At 66.9% G+C, this 25381-nt stretch carries 19 protein-coding genes; 8 read left to right on the forward strand and 11 right to left on the reverse strand.

Going from position 1 to position 25381, the window contains the following annotated elements; genetic code table 11:
* Nucleotides 1–26: 26 nt before the first annotated feature.
* The 8 genes from SK803_RS06210 to SK803_RS06245 all read right to left on the reverse strand — a co-directional run bounded on the left by SK803_RS06210 (nucleotide 27) and on the right by SK803_RS06245 (nucleotide 13475).
* Nucleotides 27–446, reverse strand: a complete 420-nt coding sequence (locus SK803_RS06210) for a hypothetical protein (RefSeq protein WP_319964802.1) — start codon at nucleotides 444–446, stop codon at nucleotides 27–29.
* Nucleotides 447–469: 23 nt separating this feature from the next.
* Nucleotides 470–4321: a golvesin C-terminal-like domain-containing protein gene (locus SK803_RS06215; protein WP_319964803.1), complete on the reverse strand. Its 3852-nt coding sequence runs from the start codon at nucleotides 4319–4321 to the stop codon at nucleotides 470–472.
* A gap of 95 nt (nucleotides 4322–4416) precedes the next feature.
* Nucleotides 4417–4917 carry a hypothetical protein gene (locus tag SK803_RS06220; RefSeq protein ID WP_319964804.1) on the reverse strand — a complete coding sequence of 167 codons (501 nt, stop codon included), beginning with the start codon at nucleotides 4915–4917 and terminating at the stop codon, nucleotides 4417–4419.
* Nucleotides 4914–5798: a S8 family serine peptidase gene (locus SK803_RS06225; protein WP_319964805.1), complete on the reverse strand. Its 885-nt coding sequence runs from the start codon at nucleotides 5796–5798 to the stop codon at nucleotides 4914–4916. Before SK803_RS06225 ends, SK803_RS06220 begins: the two co-directional genes overlap by 4 nt.
* Nucleotides 5799–5805: 7 nt before the next feature.
* Nucleotides 5806–9039 carry a golvesin C-terminal-like domain-containing protein gene (locus SK803_RS06230; protein ID WP_319964806.1) on the reverse strand — a complete coding sequence of 1078 codons (3234 nt, stop codon included), beginning with the start codon at nucleotides 9037–9039 and terminating at the stop codon, nucleotides 5806–5808.
* Nucleotides 9040–9330: 291 nt separating this feature from the next.
* Complete coding sequence (locus SK803_RS06235) at nucleotides 9331–9843, reverse strand: hypothetical protein (RefSeq protein ID WP_319964807.1); 513 nt, start codon at nucleotides 9841–9843, stop codon at nucleotides 9331–9333.
* A gap of 351 nt (nucleotides 9844–10194) precedes the next feature.
* Entirely contained in the window at nucleotides 10195–12549 is a 2355-nt protein-coding gene (locus tag SK803_RS06240) for a transglycosylase domain-containing protein (protein ID WP_319964808.1), read from the reverse strand.
* Between the two features lie 527 nt (nucleotides 12550–13076).
* Nucleotides 13077–13475 carry a DUF5318 domain-containing protein gene (locus tag SK803_RS06245; protein ID WP_319964809.1) on the reverse strand — a complete coding sequence of 133 codons (399 nt, stop codon included), beginning with the start codon at nucleotides 13473–13475 and terminating at the stop codon, nucleotides 13077–13079.
* Nucleotides 13476–13639: 164 nt separating this feature from the next.
* On the opposite strand from SK803_RS06245, the gene SK803_RS06250 reads away from it, so the two are divergent.
* Together SK803_RS06250 and SK803_RS06255 are read left to right on the forward strand one after the other, a co-directional pair.
* On the forward strand, nucleotides 13640–14176 hold the full coding sequence (locus SK803_RS06250) for a PadR family transcriptional regulator (protein WP_189157466.1): 537 nt from the start codon (nucleotides 13640–13642) through the stop codon (nucleotides 14174–14176).
* 30 nt (nucleotides 14177–14206) lie between these two features.
* Entirely contained in the window at nucleotides 14207–15292 is a 1086-nt protein-coding gene (locus SK803_RS06255) for an inositol-3-phosphate synthase (protein WP_319964810.1), read from the forward strand.
* Nucleotides 15293–15349: 57 nt separating this feature from the next.
* Here the strand turns inward: SK803_RS06255 and SK803_RS06260 are convergent, their stop codons facing one another.
* Nucleotides 15350–16084, reverse strand: a complete 735-nt coding sequence (locus SK803_RS06260; protein WP_319964811.1) for an SDR family NAD(P)-dependent oxidoreductase — start codon at nucleotides 16082–16084, stop codon at nucleotides 15350–15352.
* Nucleotides 16085–16178: 94 nt separating this feature from the next.
* On the opposite strand from SK803_RS06260, the gene SK803_RS06265 reads away from it, so the two are divergent.
* Nucleotides 16179–16760 (forward strand): hypothetical protein, encoded by a 582-nt coding sequence (locus SK803_RS06265; RefSeq protein WP_319964812.1) that lies wholly within the window; start codon nucleotides 16179–16181, stop codon nucleotides 16758–16760.
* Here SK803_RS06265 and SK803_RS06270 read toward each other — a convergent pair.
* A complete protein-coding gene (locus SK803_RS06270; protein ID WP_319964813.1) occupies nucleotides 16709–17338 on the reverse strand; it encodes an HAD family hydrolase in 630 nt (209 codons plus the stop codon). The genes SK803_RS06265 and SK803_RS06270 overlap by 52 nt on opposite strands.
* A gap of 66 nt (nucleotides 17339–17404) precedes the next feature.
* On the opposite strand from SK803_RS06270, the gene SK803_RS06275 reads away from it, so the two are divergent.
* The 5 genes from SK803_RS06275 (at nucleotide 17405) to SK803_RS06295 (ending at nucleotide 24220) form a co-directional block, all read left to right on the forward strand.
* Entirely contained in the window at nucleotides 17405–18571 is a 1167-nt protein-coding gene (locus tag SK803_RS06275) for an MFS transporter (protein WP_319964814.1), read from the forward strand.
* Between the two features lie 57 nt (nucleotides 18572–18628).
* Nucleotides 18629–20644, forward strand: a complete 2016-nt coding sequence (locus SK803_RS06280; RefSeq protein ID WP_319964815.1) for a PhoX family protein — start codon at nucleotides 18629–18631, stop codon at nucleotides 20642–20644.
* Between the two features lie 159 nt (nucleotides 20645–20803).
* Complete coding sequence (locus SK803_RS06285) at nucleotides 20804–22867, forward strand: PhoX family protein (protein WP_319965037.1); 2064 nt, start codon at nucleotides 20804–20806, stop codon at nucleotides 22865–22867.
* A 129-nt stretch (nucleotides 22868–22996) separates the two neighbouring features.
* Complete coding sequence (locus SK803_RS06290) at nucleotides 22997–23539, forward strand: DUF3455 domain-containing protein (protein ID WP_319964816.1); 543 nt, start codon at nucleotides 22997–22999, stop codon at nucleotides 23537–23539.
* A 141-nt stretch (nucleotides 23540–23680) separates the two neighbouring features.
* Nucleotides 23681–24220, forward strand: a complete 540-nt coding sequence (locus SK803_RS06295) for a DUF3455 domain-containing protein (RefSeq protein ID WP_319964817.1) — start codon at nucleotides 23681–23683, stop codon at nucleotides 24218–24220.
* On the opposite strand, the gene SK803_RS06300 is transcribed toward SK803_RS06295, so the two are convergent.
* Nucleotides 24193–25368 carry an MFS transporter gene (locus tag SK803_RS06300; RefSeq protein WP_319964818.1) on the reverse strand — a complete coding sequence of 392 codons (1176 nt, stop codon included), beginning with the start codon at nucleotides 25366–25368 and terminating at the stop codon, nucleotides 24193–24195. The genes SK803_RS06295 and SK803_RS06300 overlap by 28 nt on opposite strands.
* Nucleotides 25369–25381: the final 13 nt, after the last annotated feature.

Genomic DNA, 25381 nt, shown 5'->3' on the forward strand with positions numbered 1-25381 from the left:
GGTCGTCGACGCGGCGTCTCGGCCTCTTAGTCCTTCAGCGGAACGGTACGGGTGACCGTCCCGTAGTACGGGATCGTGGTGGGCAGCGCCGGTGAGCATTCGGTGTCCGAAGCTTCGATCTGAGGCGACCGCCCGGGGTGGATCTGGAACCGCACGCAGATGCGCACCGCGGTCCCCTCGTACGTTCCAGCGGATCCGGCTCGTCCCGTGCCGTAGTACACGGCGTCGACCTCGAAGCCACCCTCGACGGTTCGGCTGTCGAAGACCTGATGCGGTCCGAAGGTGGCGGCATCAGCGGCCTCGACCCCCTGACCTCCGGTCACGGCTTTCTCGAGTTTGCCGCGGCCCTCGTCGACGGCCGAGCGGGCGTCCGCCACCGCGAACTCGAACGCCTGCTCCTGAGTGGACGCGCACGCCGCCGTGCTGAGCACCAGGGTGCCCAGCACGGCGGCGATGATCGACCGGTGGATCAAAGCCCGAGCCGCCGCAGGGACTCGGTCAGCACTTCGCCGTACAACTGATGTCCTTCCTTGGTCGGGTGGAAGCTGTTCGCCGCAACGAACTGGCTGGGGAACGGCCTGTCGCCATCGGTGAACTCCACGCTCTGCCTGTTGATCTTCGGGTCCGAACCGCAGGCGCTCTTCCCGTCGAACTTGCTCCTCGGGTCACCCACGACCAGCGGGATGCGCTCCACGTCGGTCAGTTGCCTGCCCAGCGTCAGGAACTCGTCCATCAGCAGGTTGGCGATGTCAACGAGCCACGTGGCGTCGTCAGGAGTGACCGGGCAGTTCATGGCTTGTTGCGTCGCGATCAGCTTGGGATACCCCATGAGCACGATCTTGGCATTGGGAGCCAGCTTGTGAATGGTCCTGATCGCGGTAGCGACAGACGGCAGGGCCTTCTCCCTGATCAACCTGGGCAGAGCCTCGCTCATCGGCCCGGCCCCCACCTCGTCGAGGTGAGCGTCACGACAGGGTTTCCTGTTCATGACGCATTCCATGACGACCGGAGTGAACATGGTGTCGTTACCACCGATGGAGAGCGTGACCAGGGTGGTGTCCTGATCCACGAAACCGCGGTCCAGTTGAGCAAGCTCTCGATACTGCCCGTTGCCACCGTTGCCGTTCGCGTCCTTCGGAGGTGCCGAGCCGTCCGGCATGCTGCTGGGCAACAGGTTCCGCACCCTCGCACCACTGCACGCGAGAAGGTGGTAGTCGAGTGTCGGGTCGTTGTAGAAGTCAGCGATCTGACCGATGGTCGGACCGTTGTGCCGCGCCAGCTTGCCCTGCCGCGACCACGCGTGCGGCGAGCGGTGGCAGGCGTTGCGCGTGCTGATCTTCTGCAACTGCGGGTTGTCGCTGTCCTTGTCGCCGTCGATGTTCGACTCGCGGTAGTAGGCGGCGTTTCCTCCCGAGCCCTCACCAGAGGAATACGAGTCGCCGAGCGCGACGACCGTCTCCGGCTTCTGCGTCAACGGCTGGAAAGCGACCGCGTCCCACGCGACGTCTTCCGTCCCCATGCCGTCCAGCGTCGTCGTGGACAGCTTGACCGTGGGCGTGCCGGCGAACCGCATCGCACCGAGCGACACCCACTTGTTCTGCTCGGTCCGTTGTGCGATCACGCGGGTCTTCCTGCCCAGCCCGGTCTCGATCTCGTACTTCGCCTGCTGGGTGTGCGCGCCGTGGTCCGGGATGTGGACCATGACCCTGGCCCAGCCGTCGAGTCGGCGGTTGAGCTCCCACGTCCCGGTGACCTTGCCGCGATTGCCCTCGGCATCGTTGAGCCGGGTGTGGCCGAACCAGAAGTGGTTGTCGAAGCCGGCACCGATCTGGTGGAAGTCGATCTTCGCCGACGGGTTCGAGAACTCCAGCTTGAACCTGCCCTGGTTGGTCCAGCCCCGGACGCACTTGCGGGCTGGATCGGCCCAGTTCGGCGAGGGCGGCTGCGGCGTGTTCGCCACGTCGTCCACGATCAGCACGTTCTGCGGCAGGGTCTCCTGTCCGCACCTGGGCGGGTAGTTGGTGCCCCATCCCGGGGAGGGCTCCACGTCGTAGCGGAAGTTCCAGTTGCCGCACGTCGAGTCGCAGTCGCTCTTCCACGTCGAGGGGAAGTGCCACCAGCACTTCAGATCGTATTTGCCGGCCGCGCTCTTGTGCCCGCACGGGCCGGGCTTCTCCGGGTCCTCACCGGGCTTCGGCAACACCGACGGGTCGTCAGGAACCCACTTCTGGCCGGGGTAGCAGTCGTTCTCCTGCTTGCAGAACTGGTCCGCGGGCGGCTTCACGCCCGCACGTTCGTCGGTGGTGTTCCACCAGGCACCCAGGAATCCGGCACCGTTCTCGCCGTACGGGGTGCCGATCGAGTGGGCGGCCCAGCCCATGATCTTCTCGGGGTACGGCCAGAACTGCGGGTTCTTGGCGTCGCACTGGCAGTACTCGAGGAACGGGTTGCGGTTCTCCTGGTAGCGCGGGTTGATCGGGTTGTTCGTCCACCCGAGGCCCCACGGCGAGCCGTCACCCTTGTTCGCGTTGAACCCGGAGTTGTAGGCCCAGGCCGCGAAGAACCAGTTCTCGATCTTGCGGTAGTTGCCGTTGTTGACGATCAGGCCGGCCCGCCGGGTCTCGTTCCACTTGTTCTGCAGAATCGTGAGGCCCTTGGCGATGTTCGACTTGTGGTCCAGCGCGATGGCCCTCTGCTGGTCGAGGGGGAGAGCACGACCGTGCTTGGCGATGTCGCCTTCCCGGCCGGCCATGCGCATGCCATCGGTGACCTGCGTGATGCCGTAGCCGCAGTCCGCGTCTTCCCAGTGGATGTCCCAGTCGTCGTCACCGTTGTTGTTGTAGATCGCCAGCCCGAAGTAGTTGCCGATCAACGGGTTGGCGGTGACGCCGGGGATCGCGAACCGCGCGGCCTGCCACAGGTTGGACTCCTGCGCCATGATGCCGAGCAGGATCTGCGGTGGCACCTTCCCCCCGCCTTCGATCGCGACCGGCGGGAACATCCGCTGCGCGCCGTTGTCCTGTTCGAGCGTGCCGAGCACGGCCCGGTCAGCGGCCCACTCGGCCTGCAGTGGCGTCGGCTGGGTCGCCATCTGGTTGGGGTCGCCGCGCGGGATCGAGCAGACCCGCTCGGCGTCGACCGGGTCGCTGAGATCGGTGGCGGCCAGCTGCGCCTGCACCTTGGCGTCACCGAGCTTCGGGTGCAGTGCACGGCCGGTCGCGGCCTGGTCGCTGACGCGCGCCGCCGGGTCGATCGTGAAACCGATCTTCCGCCCGGTGGGGACGACCTTCAGCTCGACCTTGGCCGCACGGACGAGTTCGGCCGTTGCCGCGGGCTTCTCCCACTCGGACTTCTCGACCGCGCTCCTGCCCTCGGTGGAGACGGTGGCATCTCTCGCGACGTCGACCTTCGTCACCGACGGCGGCAGGGCGGAGACGCTCTTCGCGGCGCCGGTGATGAACACCTTGCCGGCCCGGCCCGACGTCACCGCCAGGTCCTTCAACGCTCCGGTGGCCAGCGTCGTGAGCTTGGCCTTCGGGTCGCCCGGCAGCGAACGCCGCACCCGGACGTCGTCGCGCAGGCGCTCGAGGAACACGAGACCGCCATCGGCGTCGGGCTTCAGCAGGAACGGTGTCCCCGTCGCGGCGGCGACTCGGGTGCTGGTGCCCTTGTCGTCGATCCTGACGATCGCGTCTCGAGCGGCGGCGACGATGCCGGCCTTCGTCGGGACCGCCGACGTGATCTGACCCTCGACCTCGATCCGCTGGGTCGTCGCGCCTGCCGTCGCGTCGACCCGGTTGAGGCCGGTCTTGCCGAACTCGTCGCCTTCCTGGGTGAGCACGGCCTGTTCGCCGGTGCCACAGCCGGGGTTGAAGTAGGCGAGGCTGGACCTCACCTTCAGCTTCGTCACCGCACCGGTGTCCAGGTCGACCACGGCGCTGAACCCGCCGCGGGCCGAGAGCTGCTCCCGGTTGGTGAAGATGCGCGGGGCGTAGACGACGACGGCGCGCTTGCCGGACTCGGTGACGCAGGCGTTGCCGATCCACTGGTCGGCTTCGAAGCCCGGTTCGGACAACGTCGCCGCCGTGCGCCAGGTGTAACCGGTCGAGGCGTCGGCCACCATGAGGTGGAAGCCGTCGCCGTCGCCGCTCGTGGTCCACGCCCGGTCGCCCGACTTCTGCCAGTCCTTGCCGAGCAGTTCGTCCCGCTTGGCCGGGTCTGTCGAGTTCGGCCGGACTTCGTCGACCGGTGCTGCGGGCGGTTTCGGTGTCTCAGGTGCCGCTGTGGCCTGTGACTGGCCTGCCAACAGGGCTGTTGCCACCATTAGAACCGCACTTGATCTGATGCGCCTTTTGCGCATGCGGATTCCCCCAGAGATTGTTGATGAATCGATTCTTCCTGTTTCAGGCGGATCGGTCAGTTGAAGGTTCGCACCCTGAATCGGTTGATCCGGTCGTTGAACTCGTCGTCGACGTAATAGGTGTCGCCCTTGTACCCGTTGCTCGGCGAGTTGACGTTGTGGTCCTGCATGTACCCGACGGTGTAGCCGCAGGCACCGTGTACTTCGAACGACGAGATCCGGTTGCGCCAGGCGGTGAAGTTGGTCGCGTCGAGATCGACCACATATCCGCTCGAATCACAGGTGCCGGCGTATCCGTACCAGTTGATCCAGCCGTTGCTGCCGTCGTAGTGCCAGTTGTCGTACCACGTCATCAGCAACGTGGCGGCTGCGGCCGTGGGAGCGGCGTTCTGCAGCTTCGTCGAATTCTCCTGGCTGTCACACGTCATCACGGTGCTCTGTTTGTCCGCGCTTGTCACCGCAACGCAGTACTTCTGTGCGGATGCGGCATCGGCCGGAGTGGCCGTGGAGCACAGCAACGCTCCGACGAGCGCGCCGAATGGAACGATCTTCTTCATCTTTTTTTCCCTCGTTTGTGGAAGAGAAGTGCTCCTGTGGCGAGTGCGGCCAGTGCGCACGCCAACCACGCGAATTTGTCGTGCCCGTGCTCGACCGGGCTGTTCAGTGCCCGGCCCGGATCGACCACGCCGAATCCGTACTCGGGGTCCCTGCCCGGTGCGCCGCGGTCCTCGGCGGTCGAGGTGAGCAACCCGACGACCTCGGGGGCGGTCAGGTCCGGATGCTCGGCCCGCACCAGCGCCGCCACACCGGAGACGATGGCCGCCGAGAAGCTGGTACCGGACTTCCCGGTGCCGGTCACCCCGTCACCGGGCGCGGCGAGCGCGACCTCCTGCCCCGCGACGCTGATGTCGGGCCGGAACTCCTTGTTCCTGCCGACCGCGGACACCGCCAGCACTCCCGGGCCGTTGGCGGGTGCGGTGACACCCATGTCGCGGCCCGCGTTGCCGGCTGCCGCCACGACCACGACATCGTTGTCGGCGGCGTACCGCAGGCCTTCGTCGAACGAACCGGTCGAGGAACTGCCGAGCGACAGGTTCAGCACCCGTGCGCCGTGGTCGACCGCCCACCTGATCGCGGCGTTCGCCTCGACGCTGTTGCCGCTGAGCTTGACCGGCAGGATCTTCGCCTCCGGGGCGACGCCCACGACCAGCTCGGCCACGTCGGTGCCGTGGCCGAGCTGGTCGCGCGTGCCGGTGCCGAGTTCGGGGAACTCGGCACCGGGCAGCACGGCGCCCGCCAGTGCGGGGCGGCCGTCGTCGACGCCGGTGTCGACGACTCCGACGACCACCCCCGAGCCCTTGGACCGCTCCCAGGCGTGCTCGAGGTCGAGCTGCCAGGAGAGGTCCGCGAGCATCACCAGTGCGAGCAGGATCTTCATCGCGGGATCAGTAGTCCCACAGCAGGTAGCCGTTGGGGGACTCGCTGTTGATGTCCACCTTCTGCTGCTGCATGAAGGCGTGGTCGTCGTGACTGTTGTTGGCGGGGCGAACACCCCAGCTGGGCGCGCTCAGCAGATAACCGTTGTCCACAGGCCGCGTGGCCAGCCAATCGCCGGCGCCGTACATGTACGCGGTGATGTCGCTGCACGGTTTGGTTTCGAGGAAGTCGTTGTTCTGTTCCACCCCCGTGTGACTCGCCAGGCACATTCCTGTGCCCCGGTGGATGAACCGGTACTTCCACCAGTCGGGCGGAGTGAGATCGGGCCTGAACACGCCGCCTTCCGGCCCCGGCACGTTGCTGATCAGCCAGTGATCGGTGAACGTGCCGGTGCACTGCCTTTGGCCGACTGACGACGGGCCTCCGGCATCCTCGGGCACGAGGCACTTACCGGTCGAGTTGTTGATGATCGGCGTGGCCTTTTCGTTGTCGCCCTTCGGTTTCGGAGAGCTGAACGCGATCGCGTCGAAGACCATGACCTGGTTGTTGAGCACACCGCCGTTGGGAGTGACCGAGCTCAAGGTCACCATCGGGGTTTGGTCGAACACGTACGACCCGACGAATGCCCACTTGTTCGCGAACTTCGACTGGTCGACCACGCCGACCTTCACGACCCCGTCCTTGGTGTACACCTTGTACTGCGCTTGCGTGGCTTTGTTCTTGCCGTGCGCGGGAATGAACGCCCACACGTCAGCTTTTCCGTTCAGCGGGCGGTTGAGCTTCCATTCGGCCGTGATCTCGGCCTTCCGGTCGGTGACGTTGTCGCCCTTCACCGTGGTCTGCCACATGTGAGCGCCCATGCCACTGCCGATCTGGTGGAGGTCCACCATCGCGGCCGGTCTGTCGTCGGTGCGGAACGTCATGCTCCCGGACGATGTCGGCCGTGTGCAGAACTTGTTCCGCAGGCCCGGCGCGCCGTGGTCGACGATGAGGCTGCTGCCCTGGATCGCCAGGTCCGCCAGATCACAGGTGGGCGGGTAGCTGGTGCCGTCCGCCACGGACGACTCGCTCGCGTACTCCGGGTAGTCGTAGCGAACGAACTCAAAACCACAGGTGGACGAACAGTTGTCCGGCTTCCACGAGACCGGGCTGTGCCACCAGCACTTCAGGTCGTAGTAGCCGGCGCCGTCCTGGTGCGCGCAAGGCCCCGTGGGCTCGCCGATCGTGCTCTCGTCCTCTGGCGTGCTGGGGTTGTCCGGCTTGTTCGGGGTGTACTGGCCGTCCTTCACGCAGTTGTTGCTGGCGTTGCAGAACGTCCACCTGTCGGGCTTGACGTTGCGGCGGTTGTACTTGTCCGTTCCAGGGACGTCCGCAGGTCCGGTCACACCGTTCCACGACGCGGCGCGGAAGAACGCCACCTCGGTGTTCTCGTCTTCGAAGCCGGACGGGGGGTTGGCCGCGAAGCCCATGACCTTCTCCGGGTACGGCCAGTGCTGCGGGGCGGCGAAGTCCCGCGGGTTCTCACCGAACGAGCCCCGGTTCGGGTTGTACTTCGGGTTCACCGGGTTGTTGCTCCACCCGACGCCCCACGCCGTCGGGTCCTTCGCACCAGGTGCGTTGTAGCCGGAGTTGTAGGCCCAGACCGCGAGGAACCAGTTCTCGATGTTGGAGAAGTCGTTGTCGTGGACCTTCATCCCGGCGTTCTGGACCTGGTTCCACTTCTCCTGGATCTTCTGCAGGCCGGAGGCGACGTTCGCCGCGTAGTCGGTGGCGATCGCGAACTTCTGCTGGTACGTGAGGCTCGTGTCCGCCTTGCGCATGCCGTCGGTCAGCTGCGTCACGCCGTAGCCGCAGTCGGCGTCGGCGAAGTCGACGTCCCAGTCGTTGTAGCCGACGTCGTCGTAGATCGGCAGGCCGTAGTAGTTGCCGATCAACGGGTTGCCCAGTTCGCCCGGCAGCGCGTGGCGCGCGGCCTGCCACAGGTTCGACTCCTGGCCCATGATGCCGAGCAGGATCTGCGCGGGCACCTTGCCGTTGCCCCCGGTGTTGACCATCGGGAGCTGCGGGAACAGGCCCTGCGGGGTGTAGAAACCGTTGCTCAGGTTGCGCCAGCCCGGCGAGCGGGTCATGTCGAGGTGACCCTTGACGGCCATGTCCGCAGCCCACTCGACCTGCTTGGGCTTCGGTTGGTACACCTGGATGTTCGTGTCGTTGCGCGGGATCGCACAGGTGTAGCCGGGCTCGACCTCACGCGGCTTGAGCGCCGCGGCGGCGTCGACGGTGAAGCCGACTTCCTTGCCCGTCTTGAGGCTCTTCGCCTGGAGGTGCCACGCCTGCGGCTTGTCCTGCACCGGCGAACCGGTCGGCTTGTGCTCGGTGATCGCAGTCTCGCCGTTGGTCGACACCTCGGCGTTGACCGCGACGTCGAGCTTGCGCACGAACTGCGGCAATGCCTCGACCTTGGCCGCGGCGCCGGTGATGAACACGTTGCCCGCCGCACCCTGCGCGACGCTGAGCTCACCTGCCTTGCCGCTCGCCAGGGTGGCGACCTTCGCGCCGACTCCGGAAGTCGCGCGCTGGACGTGCACCTTGGTGGTGTCCTCCGGAGCGACGAACACCACCCCGTTGGCGGCGTCGGGGCGCAGGAACGACGGCGTGCCCTTGGTCTGGGCGAGCCGTCGCTTCATGCCGTCCCTGCCGACCTTGAGCACCCCGCCGGCACTCGCGACCGCGAACCCGTCCTGATAGGGAACGGCAGAGGTCAGCTGGCCGTCGAGGTCGGTCGGCTTGCTGAGCTGCGCGGACTTGACGTCCACGGTGAACAGCCGCGTCTTGCCGCGGTCCTCCTCACCGCCCTGGGTGAGGGCGACGGTGTCACCAGCACCGCAGCCGGGGTTGAAGTACGCCAGCGACGTCTTCACCGGCAGGTGCTTCACCTCGCCGGAGACGAGGTCGACGACGGCGGTGAGGCCTCCGCGGGAGAACAACTGGTCCTTGTTCGTGAACGTGCGCGGCGCGTACACCACCACGGCCTTGTTGCCGTCGCCGGTGACGCAGGCGTTGCCGATCCACTTGTCGGTGTCGAGTGACTTGGTGCCCAGCGTGGCGACGGTCCGCCACGAGTAACCGGTCTTCGCCTCCGCCACCAGCACGTGGAACCCGGTGCCGTCGCCGGACGTGGTCCAGAGCCGGTCACCTGACTGCTGCCATCCCTGGCCGAGCAGCTCCTGACGCTTTTCCACGGGTACAACGGGTGGTTCGACGGGCGGTTTGGCTTTCAGAGCCACTGGTGCGTCGGGATTTCCGGAAGGAACAACCGGAACGGGTTTCGCGTCGGCTTGACCTGACGACGCGAGAATCAACGCCGCGGAACTCACCGCGACAAGTGTTCGTTGTCTCAGTGTCCGATTTGCGGGCAATTCGTGTCCCCCCAATTCTTTTTCGGGCAGGCCGAACAGACCTGTGGTCGCACGAACACGTGCGACCACAGGCCGGCCACGGGGTGTTTCAGATGTGGTCTGACCTGATCGGCGTCAGGAGGAGGTGGTGGAGAACGCCTCGATCATGTCGTTCCAGTCGGCACCGACCCACGCGACGTCACCATCCAGCCGCTTGGAAGGACCGGAGGGCCAGTACGCGACGTCGTAGGACAGCGTCTTCCAGCAGGTGCCGTGGACCGTCCACGACGAGATCCGGTTGCGCCAACTGGGGAAGTTGTTGGCGTCCATGTTGATCTGGTAGCCGGACTTGTCGCAGTTGCCCGCGTAGCCGTACCACGTGATGATGCCGTCACTGGCGTCCCAGTTGGCGTTGTCGTACCAGCTCATCAGCATCGTGGCCGCTGAGGCGCTCGCCGCCGTCTTCGCGGCGCGAAGCTTGGCCGTGTCGGGTTTGGAGTCGCACGTCTTCTCGACGGACCGGCTGCCCGGCTTGCCGACCGTCGCGACGCAGAAGTTCTCGGCGGGTGCGGCGTTGGCCGGCAGTGCGGGCCCGAATGCCAATGCGAGGCCGAGCACAGCTAAAAGGGCCGAGCGGTTCTTGCGCATGTGTTCCCCCAGGTGTGAATTCCATGCCCCACCGTTTTCGGGCAGGCTGATCGGCCTGTGCGTGATGACACAGGCAGACAGGTGGAAGTGAGTGCAGAAGTGTTGCGGAAATCCCGCAACGAAGGATCAAGAAACTCGGCGTGGTGCTCTCCGAGACGCCCCCAGTGGGCACGAAGCCCGTGTGGAGGACCTCCCCAGGACCCTCCGGCGAAATGGATTCAACCGGCTACCCGCAGCGACGTCAAGGCCACCCTTCGCTGCAGTTGACCGACGTCTCGAACGCGAAAACGGGGCTGACGTGGAGTCAGCCCCGTTTTCGTCGTCATTCAGTCTGTCTGATCAGCCCGTTCGTCAGGTGTCTCCTGGATCGCGGCCGGGCGGCTTGCCTGACGTGCTCGGGTTGGTCGGCCCGGTCGGCGGGCAGAGCAGCCCCTCACAGGGCTCGCCCGACGGCTTCGTCGGCCGGGTCGGCTCCGACGGAGTGTTGGACGGGGTGTTCGCCGGCGGGGTGTTGGAAGGCGTGTTCGACGGCGTGTTCGAAGGCTTCGGCGGGTTGTACTGGTTGAGCGGCTTGGCCTTCGGGAACTTCTCCATCTGCGAGCCGGCCAGCGCCTTGTTCATGAACGCCTGCCAGATCTTGCCCGGCACGCCCGAGCCGAAGATGTTGGCGCCGGACTTGTCGCGGATGGGCTGGTTGCCCTCGTTGCGGCCGACCCACACGGAGGCCGAGATGGACGGGGTGTAGCCGACCATCCACGCCTTCGAGTTGAGGCCCGCACCCTGGCCCGCGCTCTCGGACAGTTCGTGCGTTCCGGTCTTGCCGGCGCACTCGCGGTTGCCGGCGCACGGGATCTTGGAGCTGGTGGGGATCTCCTTGAGCACGTCGGTGACGTTGTCGGCGATGTCCTGGCTCTTCGTCTGATCCGGGTCGAACGCCGAGATCGGCTTGTCCGCGTGCTGGTAGAGCACCTGGCCGTCCGGGCCGGTGATCTTCAGGATGAAGAACGGCGCGCGGTAGACACCACGTGCGGCGAACGTCGCGTAGGCCGAGGCCATGTCGAACGGGCGGACGACCGCCTGGTCACCACCGAGCGCGATACCGCCGTTCGGGGTGCCGCCGTCCTCACCGACCAGCAGCTTCTTCGGGCCGTCGCCGATGTTGACCTCGTCGGGGATGCCCGCCTGGTGCGCGGCCTTGACGGTCTTCGGGACGCCGACGTCGTTCACGACCATGTCGTAGAACACGGTGTTCAACGACTTGATCATGGCCGTGCGGACCGGGCACTCCTTGCCGCACGAGTTGTCGTTGCCGGAGTTCCGGATCGGCGTCGAGACGCCGGGGAACGTGCGCGGCGACCGCCCGTCGTAGACCGTGCCGAGGCCCTTGCCGTCCTGCAGCGCCGCGACCAGGTCGAACGCCTTGAACGACGAACCGGGTTCCTGCAGCGTGCCCTTCGCGTAGTCGAAGGAGCCGCGGCCGTCGCGTCCGCCCCAGTAGGCGCGGACCGCGCCGGTGGTCGGGTCGATGGCCGTCAGCGACGTCTTCAACGCCTCCGGCTGCGCACCCTTGATCATGATCTCGTCCACGGCCTCCTCGGCCGCGGTCTGCATCTTCGGGTCGATCGTCGTCTGGATCGTGACGCCGGTCTTCTGCGCCTGCTCGAACGAGACACCGGTCTGCTCGGCGTCGAGCGCTTCCTGGACCTGGTCGACGATCAGGCCGCGCGGGCCCTCCAGCGACTTCGGCTGCGTCTCGGCGAACGACAGCGGCTGCGGCCACTGCTCCGAGTCGTAGTAGGCCTGGTCGATCCAGCCCTTCTGGAGCATCTGTCCCATGACGTACTTCCACTGCTTCTGGGAGTGCTCTTTGTCCTCGGACCAGGAGGGCGTCTGGATCATGGCCGCGATCAGCGCTGCCTGCGAAGGAGTGAGGTCCTTCATGTCCTTCTTGTAGTACACCTGCGACGCGGCCTTGAAGCCGTTCGCGCCACGACCGAAGTACACCGTGTTGAGGTACGCGGTGAGGATCGTGTTGTGGTCCGACTCGTTGCTCATCTTGAAGGCCTTGACGACCTCGGTGAACTTGCGGGTCAGCGTCGCTTCCTCGTTGCGGGTCGCCTTCTTGATGTACTGCTGGGTCAGACCCGAACCACCCGAGCTGCCGCCGGTCGCCTGGATCCAGACCGCGCGCACGATGGCCTTGGCGTCGAAGCCGGGGTTGTCGTAGAAGTTCTTGTCCTCGGCCGCGAGCACCGCGTGCTTGACGTTGTCGGGGATCTCGTCGTACGTCAGCATCGTCCGGTTCTCACCGGGCGCGGTGATCTTGGTCATCTCGTTGCCGTCGGCGTACTGCAGCGTGATCGTTTTGTTCTGCTCCGCCGCGATTTCTTCCGGCTTGGGCCAGTCGAGCAGCGGGTACGCGATCGCGACCGCGACCACGGGACCGAGGATCATCAGGCCGATCGCGACGAAGGCGCCGATCCGGACGCGCTTCCAGATCTTCTTCTTGCGCAGACGACGCTCCTCCTCTTCGGTGAGCTCCGGCTCGTCGTCGTAGTACTCGTCGTCGTCATCGTCCGCGACGCCGGCCATGAGGAACTCGTCGTCCGGCTCGCGGTGCGTGATCAGCTCAGGTTCGCGCTGCGTCGGCCGGCTGACCGGCGGCAGCTGCGTGGTCCGCTCCTCGCCGGGTTGGCGCGGAGGCATGCCGGGACGGCCGGGGCCGCCAGGGCCACCCGCGGGGCCACCGGGACCGCCGGGGCGACGGCCACCGGGAGGCGGGGCCATCGGCATGCCGCCGGGAGGCGTCGGGGGACGGCCACCAGGACCGCCGGGGCCGCCAGGTCCGCCGGGACCGCCCTGAGGGCCGCCAGGGCCCTGCGGTGGCCGTCCTGGGCCGCCCTGGGGCATCCCGGGCCCGCCAGGCGCACCCTGCGGACCGCCTGGTCCGTTCGGGCGGCGTGGTGGCTGTTGCTGTGGGAAACCACCGGGTGGCGTGCCACCCTGAGAAGGGCGCGCGAAACCACCGGGTGGGGTACCCGGTCGTGGCTGATTCGGGACATCACGCCTCGTGCCGCCGCCGTCCGGGTCGTCCCCGGTCGGCCACTGCGGCTCGCCTCCGCGCTGCCGGTCATCACCATGTTGGTCGTTCACGTGAAAAGGCCTCCCAGACCGGCGTGCATCAGCACACGGTTCGGTGGTCGTACTTCATTCGGAGCAGTGTCACCTGTGGGTCATTCCGCCGCAGTCCTCCTGCGTGGCTTTTCCAGCCCACGCTTCCCCAGGACGTATGACTGCACCAGGTGGTTCCAACTGCACGTGCGACAAACTTCAACTACGTACACGGAGAACTCGTCGAAGAGGTTCGCCATCTTCACCAGTTCTTCAGGCGTCCGCGCCGAGCCCGCCGCGTGCTTGAGCTCGTCACCGTAGACCCAAGACACGTTCGTAAGGGGTTCCTTCCGGCACACCGGGCAGGGCACCTGGGTCTGCGTACCGTGGAACTTCGCAGCTCGCAGCAGGTACGGCGACGCGTCGCAGACCTCCATGGTGCCCGTCCGGCCCGCGTAGACCTCCGCCAGCAGCGCACGCCGCTGCAGCGAGTAGTCCACCACCTGCCGTTGGGTCAACACGTGACCAGAGTACGTGCCGACCGCATTCCGATGATGGGCCGTTCAGGGCAGCGGGGGCCGGCGCGGTATCACCGTGTGCCACATCCCACAGCTGAGAGGACCCATCGATGTATCGCGGCGATATAATCACCTCACCTATCGGTGCAGGTGCGGGGAGGTGACTCGTGTTCGAGTTCGCGCTGCTCGGCCTGCTGCACGAGGCGCCCATGCACGGCTACGAGCTGCGCAAGCGCTTGCATGACCTGCTCGGAGCGTTTCGCGCGTTCTCCTACGGATCGCTGTACCCAACTTTGCGGCGACTCCAACGTGCGGGCCTGATCGTGGAGGAGGGGCCGGAGGAGTCGGCTCTTTCTTGGGGACGTCGGGCTCGCAAGGTCTACGAGCTGACCCCGGAAGGCAAGGAGCGGTTCGCCGATCTCCTGGCCAACGCGGGGCCGCAGACCTGGGACGACGACTCGTTCGGGGTCCACCTGGCGTTCTTCTCGCGCACGCCGGCCGACGTCAGGATGCGAATCCTGGAAGGCCGCCGGCGATGTGTCGAAGAACGCAGGGAGGGGCTCCGCGAGCGGCTCACTCGCACGGGCGAGCAGATCGACCGCTACACCCGTGAGCTGCACAGCCAAGGCCTGGAAAGCACGGAGCGCGAGGTGCGGTGGCTCAACGAGCTCATCGCGCACGAAAAGTCCGAGCAGGACGAGTAGTACTCATCGTTGATCAAGGAGGACTCGGCAATGGGCGGAAACCGCCGCACCGTTCGAGTGGCCATCGTCGGGGTTGGCAACTGCGCGGCGTCGCTGGTGCAGGGCGTTCACTACTACGCGGACGCCGACCCGAGTGCCCGCGTGCCCGGCCTGATGCACGTGCAGTTCGGTGACTACCACGTGCGTGACGTCGAGTTCGTGGCCGCGTTCGACGTGGACGCCAAGAAGGTCGGTGTCGACCTCGCCGAGGCGATCTTGGCCAGCGAGAACAACACGATCAAGATCGCGGACGTGCCACCGCTGGGCGTCGTCGTGCAGCGCGGCCACACCTACGACGGTCTCGGCAAGTTCTACCGCGAGACGATCGAGGAGTCCGACTTCGAACCGGTCGACGTCGTCGCGGCGTTGCGCGAGGCCGAGGTCGACGTGCTCGTGTCCTACCTGCCGGTGGGCTCCGAGGACGCGGACCGCTTCTACGCCCAGTGCGCCATCGACGCCGGTGTGGCGTTCGTCAACGCCCTGCCGGTCTTCATCGCGTCGGACCCGGAGTGGGCGGAGAAGTTCCGCGCGGCCGGCGTGCCGATCGTCGGTGACGACATCAAGTCCCAGGTCGGCGCCACCATCACGCACCGCGTGCTGGCGAAGCTGTTCGAGGACCGCGGCGTCCAGCTCGACCGCACCATGCAGCTGAACGTGGGCGGCAACATGGACTTCCTGAACATGAAGGAGCTGGAGCGCCTGGAGTCCAAGAAGGTCTCCAAGACGCAGGCCGTCACGTCCCAGGTGGACCGCGAGATGGGCAAGCGCAACGTCCACATCGGCCCGTCGGACTACGTGGCGTGGCTCGACGACCGCAAGTGGGCCTACGTGCGCCTGGAAGGTCGCGCGTTCGGCGACGTGCCGCTGAACCTCGAGTACAAGCTGGAGGTCTGGGACTCCCCGAACTCCGCGGGCATCATCATCGACGCGGTCCGCGCGGCGAAGATCGCCCTGGACCGGGGCATCGGCGGCCCGATCCTCTCGGCGTCGTCGTACTTCATGAAGTCCCCGCCCGTGCAGTACTCGGACTCCGAGGCCCACGAGGCCGTCGAGAAGTTCATCCGCGGCGAGGTCTGATCTTCGGTCGTCCGCAAGTACCACCAACTCGCAGTTGGTGGTACTTGCGGACGTCGTTCAGCGCTTCGAGAGCCGCAGCTTCTGCCAACTGCCGTCCGCGGTCCACCCGCCGTCGACGGGCAGCGCGACGCCGTTGATGTACCGCGCGTTGTCGCTCGCCAGGAACCGCACGGCCTGCGCGATGTCGTCCGGCGCCGCGAACCTGTTCATCGGCACGTGGTCCGTGATGTCCTCGTCGACGTAGTAACCGCCGGCCTGCGACTCGACGTCCATCTCGGTCTTGACCCAGCCGGGGCACACCGCGTTGACCCTGATCCCCCGCCCGCCCCACTCGACGGCGAGCGTGCGCGTCATCCCGATCAGCCCGTGCTTCGTCGTGTTGTACGCCGCCCGGTCCGCCACGCCCTGCAGTCCGGCGACCGAAGCGATGTTGACGACGCTGCCGCTGCCCTGCGCGAGCATGATCTTGCCCAGCGCCTGCGTGAGCAGGAACGGCCCGGTCAGGTTGACCGACATGATCCGCTCCCACTGCTGGAGCGTCGTGTCCTCGAACGGCACGATGCCGGCGATCCCCGCGTTGTTGACCAGCACGTCCACCCGGCCGTAGGTGTCTTTGACGTGGTCGGTCAGGCGCTGGACGTCCTCGGCGCTGGCGACGTTGCCGACGATCCCGTCCTTGCTCTCCTGCAGGTCGAACCCGACGACGGCGAACCCGTCCTCGCGCAGCACGTCGGCGATCCGCAGCCCCATGCCCTGCGCCGTGCCGGTGACCACAGCAACTCGTTGCGTCATGTGCGCCACGCTAGGCAGCGGCGGCCGTTCAGGCACAGCCACGTTCGTGTGTTCGGAGTCTCAGCGAAAGTCCTGCTTCCGCTAGGTTCACCCGGTGCGCACGCTGCTCGTCGCCCTCCCCGGCCTGATCCTCGCCGGCATCGGCCTCACCCACCCGCACCACCTCGACGCGTCGACCGCCGGGTGGTGGCAGAACATGCACATCATCCTGGCGGTGATCTTCCCGCTTCTCGGTGCCGCGCAATGGGTTCTGCTTGCAGACAGCCCGAAGTACGTGCGCTACCCGGCCCGAGTCCTCGCGTTCGGCTTCGTCGTCTTCTACGGCGCGCTGGACGCGTTGGCGGGCATCGGCGGTGGCGCCATGACCCTGGCGAACGGCGGGCGCTCGCCGGCCGACGAACCGTTGTTCAAGATCGGCAACCAGCTCGGAACCGTTGGCGCGTGGTGCTTCTTCGCGGCCGGCATCGCGATCGCGGTGTGTGCGTTGCTCGCGCACAAGCTCAAGGCGATTCCCGGAGCCGCGTTCCTGCTGGTCGGCAGCTTCCTGTTCCTCGACAGCCACATCTACTGGCCCAAGGGCGTGATCGCCTGCACGTGCATCGCGATCGGCATGGCCGCGATCAGTTACGTCAGCGCGCCCGGCAGGTCGGCGATCGAGGACAGCACCCGCACCTGAGACAGCACCTCCGCGGCGGGCGGGAAGTGCGGGTTCGGCACGGCGAGCACGGTCATCCCGGCCGCCAGCGCGGCGCGAAGGCCGTTCGTGGAGTCCTCGACGGCGTAGCAGGAAGCCGGAGACACCTGAAGCCGTGACGCCGCCAGCAGGTAGACGTCAGGCGACGGCTTGCCCGCGGCGCACTCCTCCGACGACACCGCGACGGGCACCGGCAGTCCGGTCACGTCCAGGAACACCTTGATCAGCACGGCCGGGGCCGACGACGCGATCGCGACCGGGAAGCGGGACGCGACGGACCGCACCGTCTCGACGGCACCCGGGATCAGCGGCAGATGCGCCGCGTAGGCCTTCTCCATCTCGGCGATCACACCGCCGGAAGCTTCCTCGGGCGTCAGCCGCACGCCGACGGCATCAACGAGGTACGCGCCCCACTCGGGCGTCGACATGCCTTGCATGTCACGGGTGGCCGTGGGAGTCCACACGCCGCCGTGCGACGCGGCGAACGCCTGGCGCACCTCGTCCCACACCTGCTCGGAGTCGATCAGCACGCCGTCGAGGTCGAAGATCACCGCATCCACACCGGAACCGTACCCTGTGGCGCGGAATACTTCGCCATGCTAACCAAAACCTGTTAGGGTAGCTAAGTGAATTTCAAGGCTCAGCCCAAGCAGGTGTGGATCACGGCGTTCGCCGCGGTCATCGCCTTCATGGGGATCGGGCTCGTGGACCCGATCCTGTTGTCCATCGCGGAGGGTCTGCACGCAACACCCGCGCAGGTCACCCTCCTCTTCTCGTCCTACCTCGGTGTTCAGGTCGTGGCGATGCTCTTCACGGGCGCCGCGACGGCGAGGTTCGGGGCCAAGCGCACGCTCGTCGGCGGGCTCGCGCTGATCGTCGTCGCCACGCTGGCGTGCTCGGCGGCGGGGAGCATCGGCCAGCTCGTGGGTCTGCGGGCCGTCTGGGGGCTCGGCAACGCGTTCTTCATCGCGACCGCGCTCAGCGTCATCGTCGGCGCGGCCAGCGGCGGGCAGAAGGCCGCGATCCTGCTCTACGAGGCCGCTCTAGGTCTCGGTCTGAGCGTCGGGCCGCTGCTCGGCGCCCTGCTCGGCAGCATCTCGTGGCGCGGGCCGTTCCTCGGCACCGCGATCCTGATGGCCGTCGCGTTGATCCTTTGTGCAACGTTCCTGGCCAGGGACTCGCACCAGGAGCGCCAGCAGATCAGCGTGCTCGACCCGTTGAAGGCTCTCCGCAACCCCGTTCTGCTGCGCACCTCGATCGGTGCCGCGCTCTACACGGCCGCGTTCTTCACGGTGCTGGCCTGGTCGCCGTTCGTCCTGCGATGGGGTGCCGTCGAGATCGGACTGATCTTCTTCGGCTGGGGCGTGTGCGTCGCGGTCTCCAGCGTCTTCCTCGCGCCACGGCTCGCGGACCGCATCGGCGAGAAGCGCGCGATCATCGGATCGGTCCTCGCGTTCGCACTGCTCATGCTCGTGATGGCGGTGCCGAGCAAGTCGTTGCTGGTGGTCGCCGTCATCGTGAGCGGCCTGGTCAGCGGCCTGTTGAACACGCTGTTCACCGGTACCGCGATGAGCGTCGGCGACGCGCCGCGGCCGGTCGCGAGTGCCGGCTACAACTTCCTGCGCTGGCTCGGCGGTGCGCTGGCGGCGACGTTCGTGAGCCACCTCGCGCAGCCGTTCGTCGTGGCCGCCGTCCTGTGTGCGATCGCGGCCGTGCTACTGGCGTTCAACCGAACTGATACGCGCGAGGTACCTGCGGAAGTCGTGATCGCGAGCGAGCAGCTAGTCGGTTAACAAAAGGTGAACTACGGTCGGTGCCGGTTCCCGCACCGATCGTAGGAGGCCACCACCATGATCCCTCTGCCGCTCGTCAACCATCGCGTCGGCAGAGCAGCGGTGACATGCGAGTACCGCTGCGGCGACGCCTGCTTCCACGAGGTTCCGAACACCTCGGACAACCCCTACTTCGGCGACCTGGTCAGCCGCCGCACCGCGCTCAAAGCCGGCGCGGTCGTCGCTGCCGCCGCCACCGTCGCGCTGCCGGCGACCGTTGCCGCCGCACCCGAGTTCCAGGGCCGCCCACCCAGGGGACTCGACTTCAAGCCCGTCGAGGTCAACACCAAGGACGAGGTCGTCGTCCCCGAGGGGTACGAGCAGGGGATCGTGATCCGCTGGGGCGACCCGCTCTTCCCCGGCGTGCCCGAGTTCGACTTCTACAACCAGACTGCCGCGAAGCAGGAGAAGCAGTTCGGCTTCAACTGCGACTTCGCCGCGATCCTGCCGCTGGACCCGTTGGAACTGACCGGAATCATGGTCACCAACCACGAGTACACCAGCGAGCCGTTCATGTTCAGCGGCTACAACGCCGCGAACCCCACCGAGGAACAGGTGAAGATCGCCTGGGCCGCGCACGGCCTCTCGGTGTTCATGATCAAGCGCTCGCTGTTCTCCGGCCACTACAAGCCGCGCTTCAGCAAGTACAACCGCCGCATCACCCTCAACACACCGTTCGAGGTGCGTGGTCCGGCAGCCGGCAGCGACCTGCTGAAGACCTCCGTCGACCCGACCGGCAAGAAGGTCCTCGGCACGATCAACAACTGCGCCGGCGGTGTCACGCCGTGGGGCACGATCCTGTCCGGCGAGGAGAACTTCAACCAGTACTTCGCGAACGCCGCCGGCCGCAACGACCCGAAGCTGACCCGCTACGGCGTCACCGGCACGGCGACCACGCGCAAGTGGGAGCGGTTCGACAAGCGCTGGGACCTCGCACAGGAACCCAACGAGGTCAACAGGTTCGGCTGGGTCATCGAGCTCGACCCCAACGACCCGGACTCGACCCCGATCAAGCACACGCACCTCGGCCGGTTCAAGCACGAGACCGCGAACATCCGCATCGCCGACGACGGCCGCGTCGTCGCGTACTCCGGTGACGACGAGCGGTTCGAGTACATCTACAAGTTCATCTCCACCGGCAAGATGAAGCGCGGCAACAGCAAGGCCGCGCGCCGCCACAACATGACGTTGCTCGACGACGGCACGCTGTACGTGGGCCGGTTCACCGGCGACAGCCCCGCGTCCGAGATCGACGGCACCGGAAAGCTGCCCAGCGACGGGAAGTTCGACGGCGGCGGCGAGTGGATCCCGCTGGCGTCGGGCAAGAAGTCCTTCGTGCCGGGCATGACGGCCGAAGAGGTCTACGTCTTCACGCGCATCGCGGCGGACAAGGTCGGCGCGACGAAGATGGACCGCCCGGAGGACATCGAGTGCCACCCGCGCACCGGCACGATCTACTGCGCGCTCAGCAACAACGTCGAACGCGGGGTCACCGCGGGCAAGGAAGGCCCGACCGAGCCGAACCCGCGCATCAACAACCGTCACGGCCAGGTCCTGGAGATCGTCGAACGCCGCGGCGACGCGCTCGCGCTGACGTTCAACTGGGGCCTGTTCCTCGTCTGCGGCTTCCCGGACGACCCGAACACCTACTTCGGCGGCTACGACAAGTCGCAGGTCAGTCCGATCTCCAGTCCGGACAACGTGGCGTTCGACCGGCACGGCAACCTGTGGATCTCCACGGACGCCGACGGCAAGCTGGACGGGCTGAACGACGGCCTCTACGGCGTGCCGCTGGAAGGGCCGGAGCGAGGGCATCTCAAGCTGTTCCTCACGGTGCCGCGCGGTGGTGAGACGTGTGGTCCGGTGATCGGCGAGCGGGTGATCACCGTGTGCGTCCAGCACCCCGGCGAGGTGGACGGCGCGAGTGCCGACAAGCCCGTCTCCAACTGGCCGGACCGGGGTACCTCGCGCCCGCGTCCGTCGGTCGTCGCGGTGTGGCGCAAGGGCCGTCGTCAGCTGGGTGAGATCGGTTGATCACGCTGCGTGCGGTGATCGTTCGGGAGTAGTACGAGTTCGCCTGCCGTTCATCTTCTGGACGGCAGGCGATCTCGTTGGGCTCTTAAGTTCGGCCAGTTCCCACACTGACCGATCTCGGAGGCCTGCGTGTCCTCACCCACCGATCGGGGCCGCCGCATGCTGCCCCTCCTGCCGACGAACCACCCGCTCGGCCGTCAGGCCGTCACCTGCGAGTTCCGCTGCGGCAACGCCTGCGCGCACGAGGCGCCCAACTCGTCCGCGAACGCGTACTTCGGTGACGTCGTCAAGGAGGTCGTGAGCCGCCGCGGCATGCTCAAGGCCGGTGCTGTTGTCGCGGTCGCGGGCGCCGGTGCGCTCGCGATGTCCGGCGCGGCCTCCGCCGCCCCCGCGGACGTCGACGTCGACCTGAACCTCGGGTTCGGCCACAACAACGACGGACTCAACTTCGAGCCGGTGCAGCCCAACACCCTCGACCAGATCACCGTGCCCAAGGGGTTCCAGCAGGACGTCGTGATCCGCTGGGGCGACGCGGTGCTGCCGGACGCGCCGAAGTTCGACTTCGACAACCAGACGCCTGAGGCGCAGGCCAAGCAGTTCGGCTTCAACAACGACTTCTGCGGCCTCGTCCCGGTTCCCGGCTACCACGACAGCTGGCTCATGGTGAGCAACCACGAGTACACGAGCGAGTCGTTCATGTTCAAGGACTGGGCGCCGGACAAGGTCACCGAAAAGCACGCCAAGATCGCGTGGGCCGCGCACGGCCTGTCGGTCGTGATGGTCGACCGCGACCCTCGTACGGGCAAGCTCTTCGTCTGCCCGGACGACATGAAGAAGTACAACCGCCGGATCACGCTCACCACGCCGTTCGAGGTGCGTGGCCCGGCCGCCGGCTCGAAGTTCCTCAAGACCTCCGCCGACCCCACGGGCCGCAAGGTCCTGGGCACGCAGAACAACTGCGCGGGTGGCGTCACGCCGTGGGGCACGATCCTGTCCGGCGAGGAGAACTTCAACCAGTACTTCGCCAACGCGAGCCAGGTCACCGACCCGGACACGAAGGCCAAGTTCGCCCGCTACGGCATCAGCGGCGGCGCGTCCCTGCGTCAGTGGGAGAAGTTCGACAAGCGCTTCGACCTGGCCCAGGAGCCCAACGAGGCCAACCGCTTCGGCTGGATCGTCGAGATCGACCCGCTCGACCCGAAGTCGACGCCGGTCAAGCACACCGCGCTCGGCCGCTTCAAGCACGAGGGCGCGAACGTCATCGTCGCCAAGGACGGCCGTGTGGTCGCGTACATGGGCGACGACGAGCGCTTCGACTACATGTACAAGTTCGTCACGGACGAGCGCATGCAGAAGGGCGACTCGAAGCGCGCCCGCGAGCACAACAAGAAGCTGCTGGACTCCGGCACGCTCTACGTCGCCAAGTTCACCGGCGACAGCCCCGCGGCCGAGATCGACGGCACCGGCAAGCTGCCCGCGGACGGCGAGTTCGACGGCACCGGCGAGTGGATCGCTTTGGCGCACAACGACAAGTCGTTCGTGCCGGGTTTCACTGCGGAAGAGGTCTACGTCTTCACGCGGCTGGCCGCGGACAAGATGGGCGCCACGAAGATGGACCGCCCGGAGGACGTCGAGCCCTCGAAGCACAACCGCCGGATCTACGCCGCGCTGACCAACAACACCGACCGCGGCAAGGCGGGCAAGGAAGGCCCGACCGAGATCAACCCGCGCAACGGCAACAGGCACGGCCACATCCTCGAGATCGAGGAGCGCCGCAGCGACAACACGGCGCTGACGTTCTCGTGGAAGCTGCTGCTGGTCTGCGGTGACCCGAAGGATCCCGGCACGTACTTCGGCGGCTACGACAAGTCGCAGGTCAGCCCGATCTCCTGCCCGGACAACGTCGCGTTCGACACGCACGGCAACCTGTGGATCTCGACTGACGGCAACGCGTTGGCGTCCAACGACGGCCTGTTCGCGGTGCCCGTCGAGGGCAAGCGCCGCGGGTTCGTGAAGCAGTTCCTCACCGTGCCCAAGGGTGCGGAGACCTGCGGTCCGGTCGTCACCGAGGACTTCGTGCTGGTGTCGGTGCAGCACCCCGGTGAGATCGACGGTGCTTCGGCGAACAACCCGCTCTCGCACTGGCCGGACGGTGGCACCTCGCAGCCGCGTCCGTCCGTCGCGGTGGTGTGGCGCAAGGACCGTCGCAAGATCTGCGACTGATGATCTCTGTGGTCTGACTCACTTCAAGTTCGAATTTGAACCGGTGCAGCCACCCGTCCGTGTGATGGGTGGCTGCACCGCGGACAGCCGACGGGAACGTCCACATTGGCTGTCTACTTTGGAGTGATTGTGAAGCGTGTTGGTCTTTTCGTTGGTGCTGCTGCTCTTCTGGGTCTTGCTGCGTGTGGCGCCACCACCGGTACCGCAACCCCGACTCCTGTCGCCCAGGCCTCGCCGGACGCCGCGGTCGCCGCTGCCGTCCAGGTCCCGGCCGGCCAGCAGCTGGTCGGCGAGTACCAGGCCACCGGTGTCCAAACGTATTCGTGTGCGAACAACGCGTGGAAGGGTCTGGAGCCCGCCGCGACGCTGGTCGACAAGGACAGCAAGCCGATCATCCTGCACTCCCGCGGCCCGGTCTGGGTGTCCACTGTGGACGGAAGTGCGGTCGAGGCGGCTCCGGTCGACGGCGCCAAGAACGACATCAAGGGTGCGGTCCCCGAACTCCTGCTGAAGACCAAGACCGCCCGTGGCGACGGCCTGTTCGGCAAGGTCACCTACGTGCAGCGGCTCGCGACCGAGGGCGGCGTCGCCCCGTCCGGTGGCTGTCAGGCAGGTGCCCAGATCTCCGTGCCCTACAAGGCTCTCTACACCTTCTTCGCTCCGGCCGCCTGAGCTGACGCACGGTACGTCCCGTCTCACTTGGTGGAGTCGTTTGAACCGGTGCGGTCGCGGGGCCGTATGCCCTGCTGGCTGCACCGCGGACAGCCGAGACACGTCGCACTGTCTGTTCTGTCCACTAGGAGTGAGTGACTGATGAAACGTGCTGGTCTCGTGCTCGTCGCAACAGCTCTGATCGGCGTCGGCGCAGGAGTGGCAGGCTCCACCGCCGCACCGACCCCGGAAGCCATGAGCGGATCTGACGCGCGGGTCGCACCCGCGGTCCAGGTTCCGCCCGGCAACAAGGTCGTCGCCAAGTTCTACGCCAAGGGTGTGCAGACCTACACCTGCACCACCGGCGCGTGGAAGGGCCTGGAGCCCGCCGCCACCCTGGCGGACCGGCTCGGCCGCGCGGTCGGCCTGCACTCGCGCGGTCCGATCTGGGTGTCCACCCTCGACGGCAGCGCGGTCGAGGCCGCCCCGGTCGACGGCGCCCGCAACGAAGTACCCGGAGCTGTTCCCGAGCTCCTGCTGAAGGCCAAGTCCACCAGGGGCGCGGGCGTGTTCGCCGGCGTCAGCTACGTGCAGCGCCTCGCGACCAAGGGCGGCGTCGCACCCGCCGGCGGTTGCCAGGAAGGCGCCCAGACCTCAGTGCGCTACGAGGCGCTCTACACCTTCTCCGTGCCCGCTCTCTGAACCAGCGCAACGACAGCAGCGGTGACCATCGTGATGCCGACGACCCAGAGGCCGGTCTTCTGGGTCCCGGTGAGGTCACGCAGCCACCCGGTGACGTAGGGCGCGACGAACCCGCTCACGTTGCCCAATGAGTTGATCAACGCGATCCCGCCCGCCGCGGCCGTGCCACCCAGAAAGCTCGTGGGAAGCGCCCAGAACGTGGGCAGGGCGGCACAGACTCCGACAGCGCACACGCTCACCGCGACCATCGCCGCGACGGGGTTGTCGAGGTAGAGCGCGACGGGAATGGCCGCTCCACCGAGCAACATCGGCGCGGCGACGTGCCACTTCCGTTCTCCGGTGCGGTCGCCGTGCCTGGCCCACAGGATCATGGCGACCGCGCCGAGGACGTACGGAATCGCGTTGATCAACCCGCGCTCGACGATGTTCGCACCGGGTGCGAGCCCCTTGATGATCGTCGGCAGGAAGAACCCCAGCGTGTACAACCCGTACACGATCCCGAAGTACACGAAGCTCAACGCCAGGACGCGCGGATGCGTGAGCGCCTTCCTGAGCGGCCACTGCTCCTTGGCGGGTTCCTCGATCGCTTCCTTCGGCTTGTCCGGCAACCAGAACCACGTCACGATCGCCAGCGCGATCGCCGGCAGCCCCTCGATCAGGAACATCGTGCGCCAGCCGGTCCACTCGATCAGCAACCCGCTGAACGTGGCCCCGAGCGCCGTCGAGATCGGCACCGCCACCATGAACAGCGCGACGATCCGCGCCCGCTCCTTCTCCGGGTACCAGTACGTCAGGTACAGGATGATCCCGGGAAAGAACCCGGCCTCCGCCACACCGAGCAGGAACCGCAGCGCGATCAGCACGGTCCCGTTGGGCACGAACGCCATGGCCGTGGCGACGATTCCCCAGCTGACCATGATCCGGGCGATCCACCTCCGCGCCCCGAACCGGTGCAACGCCAGGTTGCTCGGCACCTCGAGCAACAGGTAGCCGATGAAGAACACCCCGGACGCGAACCCGAACACCGTCGCCGAGAGCTTCAACTCCTCCGACATCCCGTTGGGCCCGGCGAACCCGATGTTGACCCGATCGAGGTAGTTGATGAAGTACAGCAGGCACAGATACGGGAGGATGAGCTTCTTCGGCACGTTACGGTTTCCC

Source organism: Lentzea miocenica (assembly GCF_033949945.1).
GTDB classification, from domain to species: domain Bacteria; phylum Actinomycetota; class Actinomycetes; order Mycobacteriales; family Pseudonocardiaceae; genus Lentzea; species Lentzea miocenica.

Excerpts from the sequence above, each read along its gene's own strand:
- SK803_RS06220 (WP_319964804.1), bottom strand. The coding sequence starts at position 4,917 with ATGAAGAAGATCGTTCCATTCGGCGCGCTCGTCGGAGCGTTGCTGTGC.
- SK803_RS06225 (WP_319964805.1), bottom strand. The coding sequence starts at position 5,798 with ATGAAGATCCTGCTCGCACTGGTGATGCTCGCGGACCTCTCCTGGCAG.
- SK803_RS06235 (WP_319964807.1), bottom strand. The coding sequence starts at position 9,843 with ATGCGCAAGAACCGCTCGGCCCTTTTAGCTGTGCTCGGCCTCGCATTG.
- SK803_RS06240 (WP_319964808.1), bottom strand. The coding sequence starts at position 12,549 with ATGCCTCCGCGCCAACCCGGCGAGGAGCGGACCACGCAGCTGCCGCCG.
- SK803_RS06255 (WP_319964810.1), top strand. The coding sequence starts at position 14,207 with ATGGGCGGAAACCGCCGCACCGTTCGAGTGGCCATCGTCGGGGTTGGC.
- SK803_RS06260 (WP_319964811.1), bottom strand. The coding sequence starts at position 16,084 with ATGACGCAACGAGTTGCTGTGGTCACCGGCACGGCGCAGGGCATGGGG.
- SK803_RS06280 (WP_319964815.1), top strand. The coding sequence starts at position 18,629 with ATGATCCCTCTGCCGCTCGTCAACCATCGCGTCGGCAGAGCAGCGGTG.
- SK803_RS06285 (WP_319965037.1), top strand. The coding sequence starts at position 20,804 with ATGCTGCCCCTCCTGCCGACGAACCACCCGCTCGGCCGTCAGGCCGTC.
- SK803_RS06295 (WP_319964817.1), top strand. The coding sequence starts at position 23,681 with ATGAAACGTGCTGGTCTCGTGCTCGTCGCAACAGCTCTGATCGGCGTC.